Raw genomic sequence first — 14,034 nt, forward strand, 5'->3', positions numbered from 1 at the left:
CCACCACGCGATCCCCAGGACGGCACGCCCATGCCCCAATACATCCTCCGACGCCTACTCCAACTCATCCCGGTCTTCTTCGGCACGACGTTCCTCATCTACGCCCTCGTGTGGGCGGTGCCCGGTGACCCGTTCGCCGGCAAATGCGGCCAGGTCGCCTGCCCGCCCGCCTACATCGAGATGATGACCGCGAAGTTCAACCTCGACGATTCGATCTTCGTCCAGTACTTCAAATACCTCGGCAACCTGTTCACCGGCGACTGGGGCGAGACCTTCAACGGCGTCTCGGTCGGCGAACTGATCGGGAACGCCTATCCGGTGACGGTCCGGCTCGCCCTCATCGCGGTGGCCATCGAAGCGATCATCGGCCTGTCCGCGGGAATCCTGACCGGCCTGCGCGGCAAGGGTTTCCTCGACAACCTCGTGCTGATGTCCACCACGTTCCTGATCTCGATCCCGGTGTTCGTCACCGCGATCGTGCTGCAGATCGTCCTCGGTTCGGAACTGGGCATCATCGACGCGAGCGTGTCCGAGGACGCCACGATCGGCGAGCTGATCGTGCCAGGGATCGCGCTCGGCAGTCTTTCCATGGCCTACATAGCCCGGCTGACCAGAACGAGCATCGCGGAGAACCGGCACGCCGACTACGTCCGCACGGCCGTCGCCAAGGGGCAGCCACGCAGCCGCGTCGTCGGCGTGCACCTGCTCCGGAACTCGGTGATCCCGGTGCTGACCTTCATCGGCACCGACATCGGCGCGCTCATGGGCGGGGCCATCGTCACCGAAGGCGTGTTCAACATCAACGGCATCGGCGGGCTCATCTTCCGCGGTATCCAGAACCGGGAGGGCGCCACCGTCACCGGCGTCGTCGTCCTGCTGGTGGTGGTCTACCTGCTGGTGAGTCTCATCGTCGACCTGCTCTACGCCGTTCTCGACCCGAGGATCCGTTATGACTGACCCCAATGTGGCCGGCGGTGTGTCCTCTGTGGACGTCGCGGGCGCCGGTGTCGCCGACGATTCCGCGGAGGCGCACAAACCGCGCAGCCTCGGCGGCGACGCCTGGCGGATGTTGCGCAAGCGGCCGTCGTTCATCATCTCCGCCGTCATCATCACACTCGTCGTGCTCATCGCGATCGCGCCCGACCTGTTCAGTTCCCGGCCAGCCGGGTTCAGCGATCTGCTCCACGCCAACGAAGGACCGTCCGCGGACGCCTGGTTCGGTTACGACAACCAGGGTTACGACGTCTACGCGCGGACCATCCACGGCGCGCGGGCGTCGCTGCTGGTCGGTGTCTTCGCGACGGTGCTGACGATTCTGATCGGCTCGGTGGTGGGGATCATCGCCGGGTACTACGGCCGTCTCGTCGACAGCCTGTTCTCACGGGTGGGCGACATCTTCGCGGCGCTGCCGTTCGTCCTCGGCGCGATCGTCATCCTGACCACGTTCAACGCGCCCGGCTCGAATCCGGGGGTCGTCACGATCATCGTGCAGGTGGTCGTGTCGATCGCCGCGCTGAGCTGGCCGGTGGCGATGCGCATCATGCGGTCGGCGACCCTGGTGGCCAAACAGCTCGACTATGTCAAGGCCGCGCGCGGGCTCGGGGCGAGCACGCCGCGCATCGTGTTCCGGCATCTGCTGCCGAACACGGTCGCGCCGGTGCTGGTCTACGGGACCATCGCGCTCGGCGCGTTCATCGGCGCGGAAGCGACGCTGGCCTATCTCGGCGTCGGCGTGCGGCCACCGGTCGTTTCGTGGGGTGTGATGATCAGCGACGCGCGGGACTACTTCCGGGTGAATCCGCACATGTTGTTGTTCCCCGCGGGGTTCGTGACCATCACCGTGCTCGCGTTCGTCATGCTCGGTGACGGTATCCGCGACGCGCTCGACCCGAAGGCCCGGTGATCGTCCGTGACCGACGAACTGCTGCTGGAGGTGGAAGACCTCCATGTCGAATTCCGCACGTCCGACGGCGTCGCGACCGTGCTCAACGGCGTCGACTACTCCGTGCATGCCGGGGAAACCCTTGCCGTGCTGGGAGAATCGGGCTCCGGCAAGAGTGTGACCGCGCAGACGGTGATGGGGATCCTCGACAGTCCGCCCGCCGTCGTCACCGGCGGCGCGGTCCGGTATCGCGGCGAGGATCTGCTCACGGCCACCGAAGAGCGGCGGCGTGAGGTCCGGGGCGGGGAGATCGCGATGATCTTCCAGGACGCGCTGTCGGCGCTGAATCCCGTTTTCACCGTGGGATTCCAGATCGAGGAACAGTTGCGGGTCCGGCTCGGCATGTCCAAAAAGGACGCGCGGAAACGGGCGATCGAACTGCTCGACATCGTGCGCATCCCCGCCGCCGCCCGCCGGGTGCGCGAGTACCCGCACCAGTTCTCGGGCGGGATGCGGCAGCGCGCGATGATCGCCATGTCGCTCGCGCTCGATCCGGATCTGCTGATCGCGGACGAGCCGACGACGGCGCTCGACGTCACGGTGCAGGCGCAGATCATGGACCTGCTGGCGGAGATCCAGGCCGAACGGCGGATGGGCCTGATCCTGATCACCCACGACCTGGCGGTGGTCGCCGAGGTCGCCGACCGGATCGCCGTGATGTACGCGGGCCGGATCGTCGAACAGGCCGACGTCGCCGAGCTGTTCCGTTCGCCGGGGCATCCCTACACCGAGGCGCTGATGGCCTCGCTGCCGCGGCTCGACCTCAAAGGACAGACGCTGGAGACCATCAAGGGCCTGCCGCCGAGCCTGCTGAACATCCCGTCCGGCTGCCCGTTCCATCCGCGCTGCCCGCGAGCGCGAAGCCGGTGCGAAACCGAACGGCCCGCCCTGCACAACCTCGGTTTCGGCCGGGTCAGCGCCTGCCACTTCGCCGACGAGGTGGTGAGCGACCGTGTCTGAACCCATTCTGCGCGTGGAAAACCTGGTGAAGTACTTCCCGGTGCGTGCCGGGATCCTCTTCAAACGCACCATCGGGCACGTGAAGGCCGTCGACGGCGTCTCCTTCGATCTCATGCCGGGCGAAACACTCGGTGTGGTGGGGGAATCCGGGTGCGGCAAATCCACACTGGCCCAGGTGCTGATGCGGCTGGAAGAACCCACGGGCGGGCTCGCGACCTTCGAAGGCCGCGACATCTTCGCGTTGCGGGGAGCCGAACTGAGGAGGCTCCGGCGCGAGATCCAGATCGTGCTGCAGGATCCGTACACCTCGCTGAACCCGAGGATGACGGTCGGCGACATCATCGGCGAACCCTTCGAAATCCACACCGAGGTGGCGCCGAAGGGATCGCGGGCGGCGAAGGTGCGGGAGCTGCTCGACGTCGTCGGGCTGAATCCGGAGCACATCAACCGCTATCCGCACCAGTTCTCCGGCGGACAGCGCCAGCGCATCGGCATCGCGCGGGCGCTGGCGTTGCGGCCGAAGGTCATCATCTGTGACGAACCGGTTTCCGCGCTGGACGTTTCGATCCAGGCGCAGGTGATGAATCTGCTCGGTGATCTGCAGAACGAATTCGGCCTTTCCTATGTGTTCATCGCACACGATCTGTCGGTTGTCCGTCACCTTTCCACGCGCGTGGCGGTGATGTACCTCGGCAAGATCGTGGAAATGGGGACCGAAGAAGAGATCTACGAACGTCCGTCGCATCCTTACACGCAGGCGCTGCTGTCCGCGGTGCCGGTCGCGGATCCGGCATTGCGCGGGCAGCGGCAGGTGATCCGGCTGGAAGGCGACGTGCCGAGCCCGCTGGATCCGCCGTCCGGCTGCCGGTTCCGCACCCGGTGCTGGAAGGCGCAGGACATTTGCGCCGATCAGGAACCCGAATTGATCACCCGGTCCGGCGGGCATTTGTCCGCCTGTCATTTCGCGGAGGAGAAAACCGTCGTCCCCTGACTTTCGTAGGGACTTCGTTGATACGTGGGGATCGCTCACGTAGTTTGCACGAACAGTTTTCTTCAGGAGGCAGGAAGTGAAAAAGCCCAGATCTCTCGTGATCGCGCTCGCGGTACCGCTGTTCGGCGCGATCGTCGCTGCTCCGGTGGCATCAGCGCAACCGGCGCTTTCCGGCGCCGCGACCGAATTCTCTGTTCTGGCCCGTGAGGGCCAAAGTGCCGCTTCGGTGGAAAGGGCGGTCCGCGCCGCCGGGGGCACCGTCGTGGCGAGCAACGCCGCGGTCGGCCTGATCACCGCGACCGCGCCCGCCAACGGTTTCGCCGAGCGGGTCTCCGCGGACCGGTCGGTCTTCGGTGCCGCCAAAGCGAAGGCGATCGGCACCGCGCCGAAGCAGGGCAAGGCGAAGGTCAAGCCGGGCGTCGTCGAAAAGGAGGGCCGCGGCGCCGCCTCGGCCGAGAAGCCGGTGCAGGCGAACGCCGTCGGCATGGACCCGCTCGACGACCAGCTGTGGGGACTCAAGTCGGTCCGGTCGGACCTTTCGCGCACCAAGCAGCCGGGTGACAAGCGGGTGAAGGTCGGCGTCATCGACACCGGCGTCGACGGGAGCCACCCGGACATCGCGCCGAACTTCGACCGCGCGGCGTCGCGGAACTTCACGAAGGACATCGTCTCCGACGTCAACGGCGCCGTCGTCGACGGACCTTGTGAATTCCGCAGCTGTGTCGACCCGGTGGACCACGACGACAACGGGCACGGCACGCACGTCGCCGGCACCATCGGCGCCGCCGCGAACGGTTTCGGGGTCTCGGGCGTCGCGCCGAACGTGACGCTGGTGAACCTGCGCGCCGGGCAGGACTCGGGCTTCTTCTTCCTGCAGGCGACCGTGGACGCGATCACCTACGCCGGTGACGCCGGTGTGGACGTCGTGAACATGAGCTTCTTCACCGACCCCTGGCTGTACAACTGCACCGCGAACCCCGCGGACACGCCCGCGCAGCAGGCCGAGCAGCGCACCATCATCGAGGCGACGACCCGCGCGCTGAACTACGCGCATCGCAAGGGCGTCACCCAGGTCGTCTCGCTGGGCAACCAGCACAGCGATCTCGCCACCCCGCAGCCGGACGCGTCGAGCCCGGGTTACCCGTCGAACAGCACGCACCCGCGGCAGATCGACAACGCGAGCTGCCTCTCGATGCCCATCGAGGGCCCGCACACCATCGGTGTCTCGTCCTTCGGTCCTTCGCAGGCTAAGGCGGACTACTCGAACTACGGCGTCGAGCAGATCTCGGTGTCCGCGCCCGGCGGATACTTCCGTGACTACTTCGGCACCCCGTGGTACCGCACGAACGAAAACCTGATCCTCTCGACGTACCCGCGCAACGTCGGTGTCGCGGAAGGCATGATCGACGCGGACGGGAACCTCACTCCCGACGGTGTCACCGCCGGCATCAAGAAGGCGACCGCCGCCGACGGCCGAGTCGGCTACTACCAGTGGCTGCAGGGGACGTCGATGGCGTCGCCGCACGCGAGCGGTGTCGCGGCACTCATCGTTTCGCAGTACGGCAAGGGTTCGCGCGACTTCGGGATGAACCCGGACGCGGTGCAGCGAGTGCTCGAAGGCACGGCTTCGGACATCGCCTGCCCGGTGCCGCGGACCGTCGACTACCTGAAGGAGGGCCGGGACGCGTCGTTCACCGCGACCTGCACCGGTGACGCCTCGTTCAACGGCTTCTACGGTCACGGTGCCGTGGACGCCTGGTCGGCCGTCACGCGGGGTTCTCAGTACCTGCGAGGCTGATCTTCGCCTCTCGTGAGTGGTAAGGACGGTTCTAACCGTCCTTACCACTCACGAGTATCCGGCTACTTCCCCGAAGCGTTCTTGATGAACTTCGCCAAGTCCTTCGCCTGCTGCACTCGCGACGCCTCGTGCACGTACATCATGTGCCCGGCCGGGTAGTACGCCGTGTCGATGTTCTCCCGCAGCTCCTCGGGAATCTGCAAGCGCGCCAGCACGTGCTCCGAAGCGAAGTACGGCGTCGCGCCATCGTAGTGGCCGAAGGCGACGTGTACCTGAAGGTGCGGGTTCGCCCGCATGGCCGACGCGAGCGAGTCCACAGAGGACACCGAGCGGCCCTCGAAGTCGGAGTACGACCAGGCCTTGAAGACGTCCGTCGACAGGACCTCGTACGGCAGGTCGTTCTCGTAGCCGAGTTCTGCCCGCACGTAGTGGTTGAGCCCGCCGGTGTAGGCGCCGATGATCCGCGAGATCGACGGGTCGTCGCTCATGTGCTCGCGGCCGCCGTCGGGCTCCCAGGTGGTGAACCGGCCGTCCATCCGGCCGACGACGAGGCCCTTGTCCCGCAACAGCTCGGTGAAGTACCGCACGTGTTCGATCCGCAGGTTGACCCGGTCCACATAGGACTCGCTCAAACCGGTGAGAGAAGCGAGCGTCGCCACGGCCTCGGCGCGGTCCTGTGTGGACAGTCGGGCGCCGCGAGCGAGAGCCCAGGGGAGTTCCTTGGCCGCGAAGTCCTCGGCGTCAGCGAGGACGTCGTCGAGCGGCCGGTCGCCGTGGAGGCCGTGGTAGTGCGCGATCGCCGCGTACGTCGGCACGTAAAGCGAGTACGGCAGATCGTTGCCCTCGGTGAACCGCAGCGTCCCCATGTCCAATACGGACGAGATCAGCAACAGCCCGTTGAGGTACATGCCGTGGCGCTCTTGGAGATGCGACGCCAGCCCGGCGGCGCGGAGCGTGCCGTACGACTCGCCCGCGAGGAACTTCGGCGAGAGCCAGCGCTCTTTACGCGAGACCCACAGCCGGATGACCTCGCCGATGGACTCGATGTCGGCGGTGTACCCGTGGTATTCCTTGGCCGCCTCGCCGTCCACGGCGCGTGAGTAGCCGGTCGACACCGGGTCGATGAACACCAGGTCGCTGTGCGCCAGCAGGGTTTCCTGGTTGTCGGTCAGCCCGTAGGGCGGCGCGACCGGGTCGTCGACATCGCCCGAAAGCACCCGGCGCGGGCCGAGCAGGCCCATGTGCAGCCAGACGCTCGCCGAGCCGGGCCCGCCGTTGAACGCGAACGTGACCGGGCGGGAGCCGGGCTCCGCGTCGTCGAGCGTGTAGGAGGTCAGGAACACCTCGGCCTTGGCCTTGTAGCCCTCGGACTTGCCGTCGGTGATGACCTCCTTCCGCAGCACGATGCGCCCGGTCTGGGCGGTGTAGGCGAGCTTCTTGCGCTTGAGCGTCAGCGTGTGCTTCGTGGTGACCAGGTCGTCGGTCGGCTCGACCTTGGTTTCCACCGACGGGGTGTCCTTCTCGTCGGTGACCTTCGAATCGGGATTGGTGTCCGGCATGCTCCCAACTTACTGGCAGTCTGTAGGAGTGGACATCGTCACGGCGCATGATCGCCCGGGCACGCCCCAGGAGGCGATCGGGATCCAGGAAACCCTGCGTGGCCTGGTCGAACTCGAAGATCGCTGTCCACAAGAGATCGTCACGGTCACCGGGCTGGACGTCGCCTACGACGAGGACAGCGGTCTCATCGCGGCCGCCGCGGTCACCCTCGAAACCGGCGGATTCCGCGTCGTGGAAAAGCGAACCGTCGTTTCCCGGATCTCGTTCCCGTACGAACCGGGCCTTTTCGCGTTCCGGGAGCTGCCCCCGCTGCTCGACGCCCTCCGCGCGCTCGACCACGTCCCGGATCTGCTGATCTGCGACGGCCACGGCCTGGCGCACCCACGCCGGTTCGGGCTCGCGTGCCACGTCGGTGTCGTCACCGGGCTGCCTTCCGTCGGCGTCGGCAAGACCCGGTTCGTCGGCGAGCACGCCGAGCCGGGCCTCGAACGCGGTTCGCGGGCACCCCTACTGGACGACGGCGAGGTCGTCGGCGCGGTCCTGCGCACCCAAGACGGCGTGAAGCCCCTCTATGTCTCCGTCGGCCACAAGATCTCGCTGGACAACGCGTGCCGTCAGGTGCTGCGGCTGTGCCCCGCGTTCCGTCAGCCGGAGACCACCCGGCAAGCCGACCGGCTGGCCCGGGACGCGCTGAAAGAGGCGTTATGAGGTTCCGCTCGCTCGCCGAACTCGACGCCGAGGTCGTCGGCTGCCGCGCCTGCCCGAGGCTGGTCGCGTGGCGCGAGGAGATCGCCGTGGTCAAACGCGCGGCCTTCGCCGGTGAGACCTACTGGGCCCGGCCGGTGCCCGGCTTCGGCCCGCCGGACGCGTCGCTGGCGATCGTCGGCCTCGCCCCTTCCGCCCATGGCGCGAACCGGACCGGCCGTCTGTTCACCGGCGACCCGTCCGGTGACGTTCTCTTCAAGGCGCTTCACCGGGTCGGAGTCGCGTCACAGCCGACGTCGACCCATATAGGTGACGGTCTCGAACTCCGAGGGACCCGGATGGTCTCTCCGGTGAGATGCGCGCCACCCGCCAACAAGCCCACACCTGAGGAACGGGAAACCTGCCGATCGTGGCTCGCGGCGGAGCTCGCGTTGTTGAAACCGACGCTGAAGGCCGTCGTGGTGCTCGGCGCCTTCGGCTGGCAGGCGCTGCTGCCGGTGCTCGCGGAGGCCGGCTGGCCGGTGCCCGCGCCACGCCCGAAGTTCGGCCACGGAACCGAACTGGAACTCGGCGACCTGCGCCTTTTCGGCTGTTATCACGTGTCGCAGCGCAATGTCCAGACCGGCCGCCTGACCCTTGACATGGTGTGCGACGTCCTGGCCTCCGCGACCTCGGCGGCCGGCCTGAACTGAATCGTTGCGGAAAGCGTGGCGACGCTGGTCACAGCCGGATGGGGTCTCCGAGCGATCTCAGCAGATGGGTGCGACTATAGAAATATGGCTGGTGTTAAGTCGGAACCGACACGGATCCTCGTCCTTGGTGGTGGGTACGTCGGGCTCTACACGGCGTACGGGCTCCAGAAGATGCTCCGGGCCAACGAAGCGTCCGTGACGGTCGTTGACCCGCAGCCGCACATGACCTATGCCCCCTTCCTGCCCGAGGCGGCGGCCGGTGCGATCGAACCGCGGCACGTGGTCGTGCCGCTGAGGCGCGTGCTCAAGCGCTGCCACGTGCTCACCGCGCGCGTGACGAAGATCGAGCACGAGCGCAAGGCCGTGACGGTCGAGGCCGCCGACGGGCACGTCGAGCAGCTGAACTACGACGTCCTCGTGGTCGCTCTCGGCGCCGTGGCGCGCATCCTGCCGATCCCGGGCCTGGTCGAAGAAGGCATCGCCTTCAAGACCATCGGTGAGGCCATCTACCTGCGCAACCACGTCATGACCAAGCTGGACGAGGCCGCCAGCACGCTCGATCCCGAGCAGCGCAAGCGCCTGCTGACGTTCACCGTCGTCGGCGGCGGGTTCGCCGGTATCGAGGCGCTCGCCGAACTCGAGGACATGACCCGGTTCGCGGTGGAGAACTATTACCCGAACCTCAAGGTCGAGGACATCCGCTGGGTGCTCGTCGAGGCGGCCGGGCGGATCCTCCCCGAGGTCCGCGAGACGCTCGGGGTCTACACCGTCGAGCAGCTCGAAAAGCGCGGCATCGAAGTCTATTTGTCGACAGCGGCGAAGTCGTTCGAGAACGGCCACGTCGTGCTCTCGGACGGCACCGAGTTCGACACCGACACGATCATCTGGACCGCCGGGGTGAAGGCGAACCCGGTGCTCGCCAGCTCGGATCTGCCGCTCGACAAGCGCGGCCGCGTCGAGGCCACCGCCGCGATGCAGGTCGTCGGCCACCCCGACGTCTGGACCGCCGGTGACAACGCCGCCGTGCCGGACCTCTCGCGCACCGAGCAGGACCCGACCGCGACCTGCCCGCCGAACGCGCAGCACGCCGTTCGCCAGGCGCGTCTGCTGGCGAAGAACATCATCAAGGTGATCCGCGGCGGCAAGCCGAAGGACTACTACCACAAGAACCTGGGTGCGGTGGCCAGCCTCGGCCTGCACAAGGGTGTCGCCGACGCGCTGAACCTGAAGATCAAGGGCTTCCCGGCCTGGCTCTTCCACCGCGCGTACCACCTCAAGGCGATGCCGACGTGGAACCGCAAGATCCGCATCCTGTTCGACTGGATGCTCGGTGGCCTGTTCCGGCGCGAGGTCATCTCGCTCGGCCAGATCAACAACCCGCGCGAGGAATTCGACCGGCTGTCGAAGTCCTGAGTCCGTAAGTCCGTGAAGGCCTCCTTCCCCACCGTGAACGTAGGGAAGGAGGTCTTCACGGCGTTTAAGGTGTGCCGGTGCAGGCATTCCGGAAGTCCGTACCCGCCGTTCCGCTCGCCACCGGCTTGACTCCGGCCGAACTGGCGAAGCACGTTTTGGACCGGATCGAACGCGACAACGCGCACGCCCGCTCCCGGAAGAGGCGTTTCCGCTGGCGTGCGGTCTCCATCAGGGTTCTCCTGCTCGCGCTCTCCGCGGCGTCCACGATCATCCTCGGCTTGCAGAACCTCAACGGCTGGACAGGTGTGGGTCCTGATGGAAGAGGTCCAGTTCCGGCTCTACCGGCTGCGTGACGAGCTCAGCTTCTACCTCGCGTCGAACTCGCCGGACCGGATCGATCCCCGGCTGGTCAACGAGAAGTTCGAGGAGTATCAGGCCGTTTGGAACGAGCTCGGTCTCCGTTGGCTCGAATATCGGCGTACTGAAGCGGCGAACTGAGGGGCATCGCTTAGGCTGTCGGTGCCCCGGTAGCCCAACTGGCAGAGGCAGTCGACTTAAAATCGACCCAGTGCGGGTTCGAACCCCGTCCGGGGCACCACACGTTCCGCTCTGTGGACGTCCTGGTCCGCGCGGTCCGCCGCTGCCGACAATGACCCGCATGACCGGAACCGGCCTGACCGACGAAGCCACCTACGACCGCGCTCGGCTCGCCCAGTGGCGCGCGGGGGAGGCGCGGGGTGACGGGCTTTCCAGGCGCGGCCTGCTTCGGCTGGCAGCCGGTGGGTCACTCGCGCTGACCGCGTTCGGCACGCTTCCGGCCGGAACGGCGTCGGCGGCCCCGCCGATCGTGAAGCCCTTACCACCGGAGATCTTCGAGGTCTACGGCACCAACGCCGAGACGCGTTGGGAGGCACTGAGCGGGCAGGGCTATCTGACACCGGTCGAACGGTTCTTCGTGCGAAACCACACCGCCACACCGTCGATCGACGCCGGCACCTGGCGGTTGAAGCTGTTCGGGACCGGGCTGCGTGGAGGACCGGTCGAGTTCAGCTATCGAGACCTGCTCGAATTGCCCGCGGAGACAATCACTTCCGCCATCGAATGCGCGGGCAACGGACGGAGTTTCTTCAGCAGCCAGCAAGGGCAGGTGGTCTCCGGCACGGCATGGAAGCTCGGCGCGGTCGGGGTCGCGCGCTGGCGCGGTGTCCGGCTTTCCACCGTGCTGGCCAAGGCGGGCTTGACCCGGCACGCGGTGGACGTCCTGCCGGAGGGACTGGACGCCGACTACGTCACCGGCGGGGTCAACCTGGGGAAGGTGCGCCGTCCGCTGCCGATCGCGAAGGCCCTGCAGGACGTTTTGCTGGCGTACGAGATGAACGGGCGTCCGCTCCCGCCGGACCACGGCCATCCCGTGCGGCTCGTCGTGCCGTCCTGGGTCGGGATCTCGTCGATCAAATGGCTGGGGCGCATCGAAGTCTCGGACACGCCACTGGTGTCGCCGTGGAACACGCAGTACTACCGGCTGCTCGGGCCGGGCTATCCGGCCGACGGCACGGTCGTCACCCGGCAGGTGGTCAAGAGCGCGTTCGAACTGCCCTGGAACGCCGAATTCGCGGCAGGTGGCAGGCAGGTGCTGCGCGGCCGATCGTGGTCGGGAAACGGCCGGATCCGGCGCGTCGAAATCGACACCGGTGCCGGTTGGCGGCAGGCGAAGCTCGTGGGCGCGGCGGCCGATCGAGGCTGGCAACGCTGGGAGATCCCTTGGCGCTCCGGCGTTCCCGGTGCCCACACCTTGCGCGCGCGGGCCACGGACATCACCGGTGTCACCCAGCCGGACGTCACTCCGTACAACTCCCAGGGCTACCTGTTCGACGCCGTTGTCCGGCATCCGGTCCGGGTGGTGTGAGATGACGCAGCCGGTCGCCGTGAGAGGGGATCAGCCCGTCGAATTGACTCTGGAGTTACGGGTGAACACCGACCCGGACCACGCCGCCGCGCTCGCCGCGCGCCTGGTCGAGTCCTTTGAGGACACTGTCGGGGTGACACTCACCGCGCGGACCGTCCCAGCGGGTTCCGGCCAGGTCGTCGAACTCGCCGGGCGACGGCGACGATCCGCGCCACCGCTGCGCATCGAACCCGACTCGCGACGAGTGCTGCTACAGGGCGAGGTACTGGAGTTCACAAGACTGGAGTTCGACCTCCTGCTGTTCCTGAGCCGGAACCCGGACCGCGTATACGACCGCCTCACCTTGATGGCGCAGGTGTGGGGGCTGTCCGGCGGTAACGGGCGGACCGTGGACGTCCACGTCCGCAAGATCCGAGGGAAACTCGAACCCGTGCTGACCCCGATCACGACGGTGCGCGGGGTCGGTTACCGGTTCGACGGGGCCGGCCAGGTGCTCATCGCGGACTGAGCGCCGCCCGGGCAAAGCCGGGATGCCAGGATACGAACCGTGACTTCGACCTACGTTCTCGTACACGGTTCGAGCAGCGCCTCGTTCACCTGGGGCCCGCTGCAACGCGAACTCGCTCTGCTCGGCCACCGCACGCTGGCCGTCGACCTCCCCGGCCACGGCTTCGCCGCCGGTTTCCACGCCGCCTACCAGGCGCCCCAGGATCTCGAAGCGCTGGCCACGGCGCCGTCGAACCAGGCGGGGGCCACGCTGGCCGAGGCCGTCGAGCAGGTGGTGGCCGTCGTGCGCAAGGTCGCCGAGCACGGACCGGTCATCCTGGTCGGGCACAGCCGCGGCGGGCTCGCGCTCACCGGCGTCGCGAACGCGGTCCCCGAACTGATCGACCGGATCGTCTACATCTCGGCGTGGTGCTGCGTCGACGTGACGGTGGGCGAGTACATGCAGGGACCCGAGTACGCGAGCAGCGCGCTCAACGACGTCGGCGGGGTCGTCGTCGCGAATCCCGCCGAACTCGGCGCGCTCCGCATGAACTGGCGCACGGCCGATCCCACGCTGCTGGCCGCGTTGAAGACCGCGATGCTCGAAGACGGCACCGAGCAGGAGTTCTTCGCGTACCTCAACACTCTCGAGCCGGACGAGAGCCTCGACGCCGGAACCGAACTCGCCGACGCCGCCACCTGGGGCCGGATCCCGCGCACCTACATCCGGCTCACCGAGGACCGGTCGATGCCGCTCGCGCTGCAGGACCGGTTCATCAAGGAGGCGGACGCGCTCACCCCGGACAACCCGACCGACGTGCGGTCGCTCGCGAGCAGCCACGTCCGGTTCCTCATCCACCCGCAGGAGGCCGCCGCCGTCCTCGCCGGGCTCGCGTAGTTCGTCAAAGGGACCGTCAGGGAGCGACAAGCCCGGCTTCGTAGGCGAAGATCGTCAGCTGGACCCGGTTGGCCGCGTCCAGTTTCGCGAAGATCCGGGTGATGTGGGTCTTCACCGTCGCTTCGCTCAGATGCAGTGCCGCGCCGATTTCGGCGTTGGTGCCGCCCTGAGCGACGGCGGTGACGATCTCGCGTTCGCGTTCGGTCAGGGTGCTCAGCCCGGCTCGCGCCCGATGACGGCGAGGGCTCGTCCTGGTCGCGACGAAATGCCCGATGAGTTTCCGCGTCGTTCGCGGTGAAAGCATCGCCTCGCCCGCCGCGACCACCCGCACCGCGTCGATGATCTCCTGCGGCGAACCCTCTTTCAGCAGGAAACCGCTGGCACCCGCGCCGAGCGCCTCGAAGACGTACTCGTCGAGGTCGTACGTGGTCAGCACGAGGACCTTCGGCGGATTGGGCAGCGCCGTGACGGCGGCGGTCGCGGTGAGACCGTTCATCCGCCGCATCCGGATGTCCATCAGCACGACGTCAGGCGCGTGCATGGTCACCTTCGGCACGGCTTCGTCCCCGTCGCCCGCCTCCGCGACGACCTGGATGTCGCCCGTGCTGGACAGGATCATCGACAAACCGGTTCGTACGAGCGGGTCGTCGTCGACGAGCAGCACTCGCAGTGGGCGCTGGTTC

Annotated in this window: 14 protein-coding genes and 1 tRNA gene; 13 read left to right on the forward strand and 2 right to left on the reverse strand. The window is 67.4% G+C overall.

Features of this window, described 5'->3' with window-relative positions:
* Positions 1 to 30: 30 nt before the first annotated feature.
* The 5 genes from CVV72_RS34945 (at position 31) to CVV72_RS34965 (ending at position 5,691) form a co-directional block, all read left to right on the forward strand.
* Positions 31 to 957: an ABC transporter permease gene (locus CVV72_RS34945; RefSeq protein WP_126736441.1), complete on the forward strand. Its 927-nt coding sequence runs from the start codon at positions 31 to 33 to the stop codon at positions 955 to 957.
* The gene (locus tag CVV72_RS34950; protein ID WP_192743503.1) at positions 950 to 1,903 is read left to right on the forward strand and encodes an ABC transporter permease; all 954 of its coding nucleotides are present in this window, start codon (positions 950 to 952) and stop codon (positions 1,901 to 1,903) included. The genes CVV72_RS34945 and CVV72_RS34950 overlap by 8 nt, the downstream gene beginning before the upstream one ends.
* Before the next feature lie 6 nt (positions 1,904 to 1,909).
* Entirely contained in the window at positions 1,910 to 2,902 is a 993-nt protein-coding gene (locus CVV72_RS34955; RefSeq protein ID WP_219148340.1) for an ABC transporter ATP-binding protein, read from the forward strand.
* On the forward strand, positions 2,895 to 3,893 hold the full coding sequence (locus CVV72_RS34960; RefSeq protein WP_219148342.1) for an ABC transporter ATP-binding protein: 999 nt from the start codon (positions 2,895 to 2,897) through the stop codon (positions 3,891 to 3,893). The genes CVV72_RS34955 and CVV72_RS34960 overlap by 8 nt, the downstream gene beginning before the upstream one ends.
* Positions 3,894 to 3,969: 76 nt before the next feature.
* Positions 3,970 to 5,691, forward strand: a complete 1,722-nt coding sequence (locus CVV72_RS34965; protein WP_255632361.1) for a S8 family serine peptidase — start codon at positions 3,970 to 3,972, stop codon at positions 5,689 to 5,691.
* 62 nt (positions 5,692 to 5,753) lie between these two features.
* Here the strand turns inward: CVV72_RS34965 and CVV72_RS34970 are convergent, their stop codons facing one another.
* Positions 5,754 to 7,250 carry a S10 family peptidase gene (locus tag CVV72_RS34970; protein ID WP_219148344.1) on the reverse strand — a complete coding sequence of 499 codons (1,497 nt, stop codon included), beginning with the start codon at positions 7,248 to 7,250 and terminating at the stop codon, positions 5,754 to 5,756.
* Positions 7,251 to 7,278: 28 nt separating this feature from the next.
* Between CVV72_RS34970 and nfi the strand changes: the two genes are divergently transcribed.
* The 8 genes from nfi to CVV72_RS35010 all read left to right on the forward strand — a co-directional run bounded on the left by nfi (position 7,279) and on the right by CVV72_RS35010 (position 13,351).
* A complete protein-coding gene (gene nfi / locus CVV72_RS34975) occupies positions 7,279 to 7,959 on the forward strand; it encodes a deoxyribonuclease V (RefSeq protein ID WP_219148346.1) in 681 nt (226 codons plus the stop codon).
* Complete coding sequence (locus tag CVV72_RS34980; RefSeq protein ID WP_219148348.1) at positions 7,956 to 8,648, forward strand: uracil-DNA glycosylase; 693 nt, start codon at positions 7,956 to 7,958, stop codon at positions 8,646 to 8,648. Before nfi ends, CVV72_RS34980 begins: the two co-directional genes overlap by 4 nt.
* Positions 8,649 to 8,732: 84 nt before the next feature.
* A complete protein-coding gene (locus CVV72_RS34985) occupies positions 8,733 to 10,061 on the forward strand; it encodes an NAD(P)/FAD-dependent oxidoreductase (protein ID WP_007028829.1) in 1,329 nt (442 codons plus the stop codon).
* 315 nt (positions 10,062 to 10,376) lie between these two features.
* The gene (locus CVV72_RS41805; RefSeq protein WP_255632362.1) at positions 10,377 to 10,559 is read left to right on the forward strand and encodes a hypothetical protein; all 183 of its coding nucleotides are present in this window, start codon (positions 10,377 to 10,379) and stop codon (positions 10,557 to 10,559) included.
* A gap of 23 nt (positions 10,560 to 10,582) precedes the next feature.
* Positions 10,583 to 10,659 (forward strand) — tRNA-Leu (locus CVV72_RS34995).
* A gap of 60 nt (positions 10,660 to 10,719) precedes the next feature.
* Positions 10,720 to 11,967 (forward strand): sulfite oxidase, encoded by a 1,248-nt coding sequence (locus CVV72_RS35000; RefSeq protein WP_219148350.1) that lies wholly within the window; start codon positions 10,720 to 10,722, stop codon positions 11,965 to 11,967.
* Between the two features lie 61 nt (positions 11,968 to 12,028).
* Positions 12,029 to 12,475, forward strand: coding sequence for a winged helix-turn-helix domain-containing protein (locus tag CVV72_RS35005; protein ID WP_255632363.1), 447 nt, complete (start codon positions 12,029 to 12,031; stop codon positions 12,473 to 12,475).
* Positions 12,476 to 12,514: 39 nt separating this feature from the next.
* Positions 12,515 to 13,351 (forward strand): alpha/beta fold hydrolase, encoded by an 837-nt coding sequence (locus CVV72_RS35010; RefSeq protein WP_219148354.1) that lies wholly within the window; start codon positions 12,515 to 12,517, stop codon positions 13,349 to 13,351.
* Positions 13,352 to 13,367: 16 nt separating this feature from the next.
* On the opposite strand, the gene CVV72_RS35015 is transcribed toward CVV72_RS35010, so the two are convergent.
* Complete coding sequence (locus CVV72_RS35015; protein WP_219154334.1) at positions 13,368 to 14,015, reverse strand: response regulator transcription factor; 648 nt, start codon at positions 14,013 to 14,015, stop codon at positions 13,368 to 13,370.
* Positions 14,016 to 14,034 lie beyond the last annotated feature (19 nt).

Source organism: Amycolatopsis sp. TNS106, assembly GCF_019330265.1.
In the GTDB taxonomy this organism is placed as follows: domain Bacteria; phylum Actinomycetota; class Actinomycetes; order Mycobacteriales; family Pseudonocardiaceae; genus Amycolatopsis; species Amycolatopsis lurida.

Excerpts from the sequence above, each read along its gene's own strand:
- CVV72_RS34945 (WP_126736441.1), top strand. The coding sequence starts at position 31 with ATGCCCCAATACATCCTCCGACGCCTACTCCAACTCATCCCGGTCTTC.
- CVV72_RS34950 (WP_192743503.1), top strand. The coding sequence starts at position 950 with ATGACTGACCCCAATGTGGCCGGCGGTGTGTCCTCTGTGGACGTCGCG.
- CVV72_RS34970 (WP_219148344.1), bottom strand. The coding sequence starts at position 7,250 with ATGCCGGACACCAATCCCGATTCGAAGGTCACCGACGAGAAGGACACC.
- CVV72_RS34980 (WP_219148348.1), top strand. The coding sequence starts at position 7,956 with ATGAGGTTCCGCTCGCTCGCCGAACTCGACGCCGAGGTCGTCGGCTGC.
- CVV72_RS34985 (WP_007028829.1), top strand. The coding sequence starts at position 8,733 with ATGGCTGGTGTTAAGTCGGAACCGACACGGATCCTCGTCCTTGGTGGT.
- CVV72_RS41805 (WP_255632362.1), top strand. The coding sequence starts at position 10,377 with ATGGAAGAGGTCCAGTTCCGGCTCTACCGGCTGCGTGACGAGCTCAGC.
- CVV72_RS35000 (WP_219148350.1), top strand. The coding sequence starts at position 10,720 with ATGACCGGAACCGGCCTGACCGACGAAGCCACCTACGACCGCGCTCGG.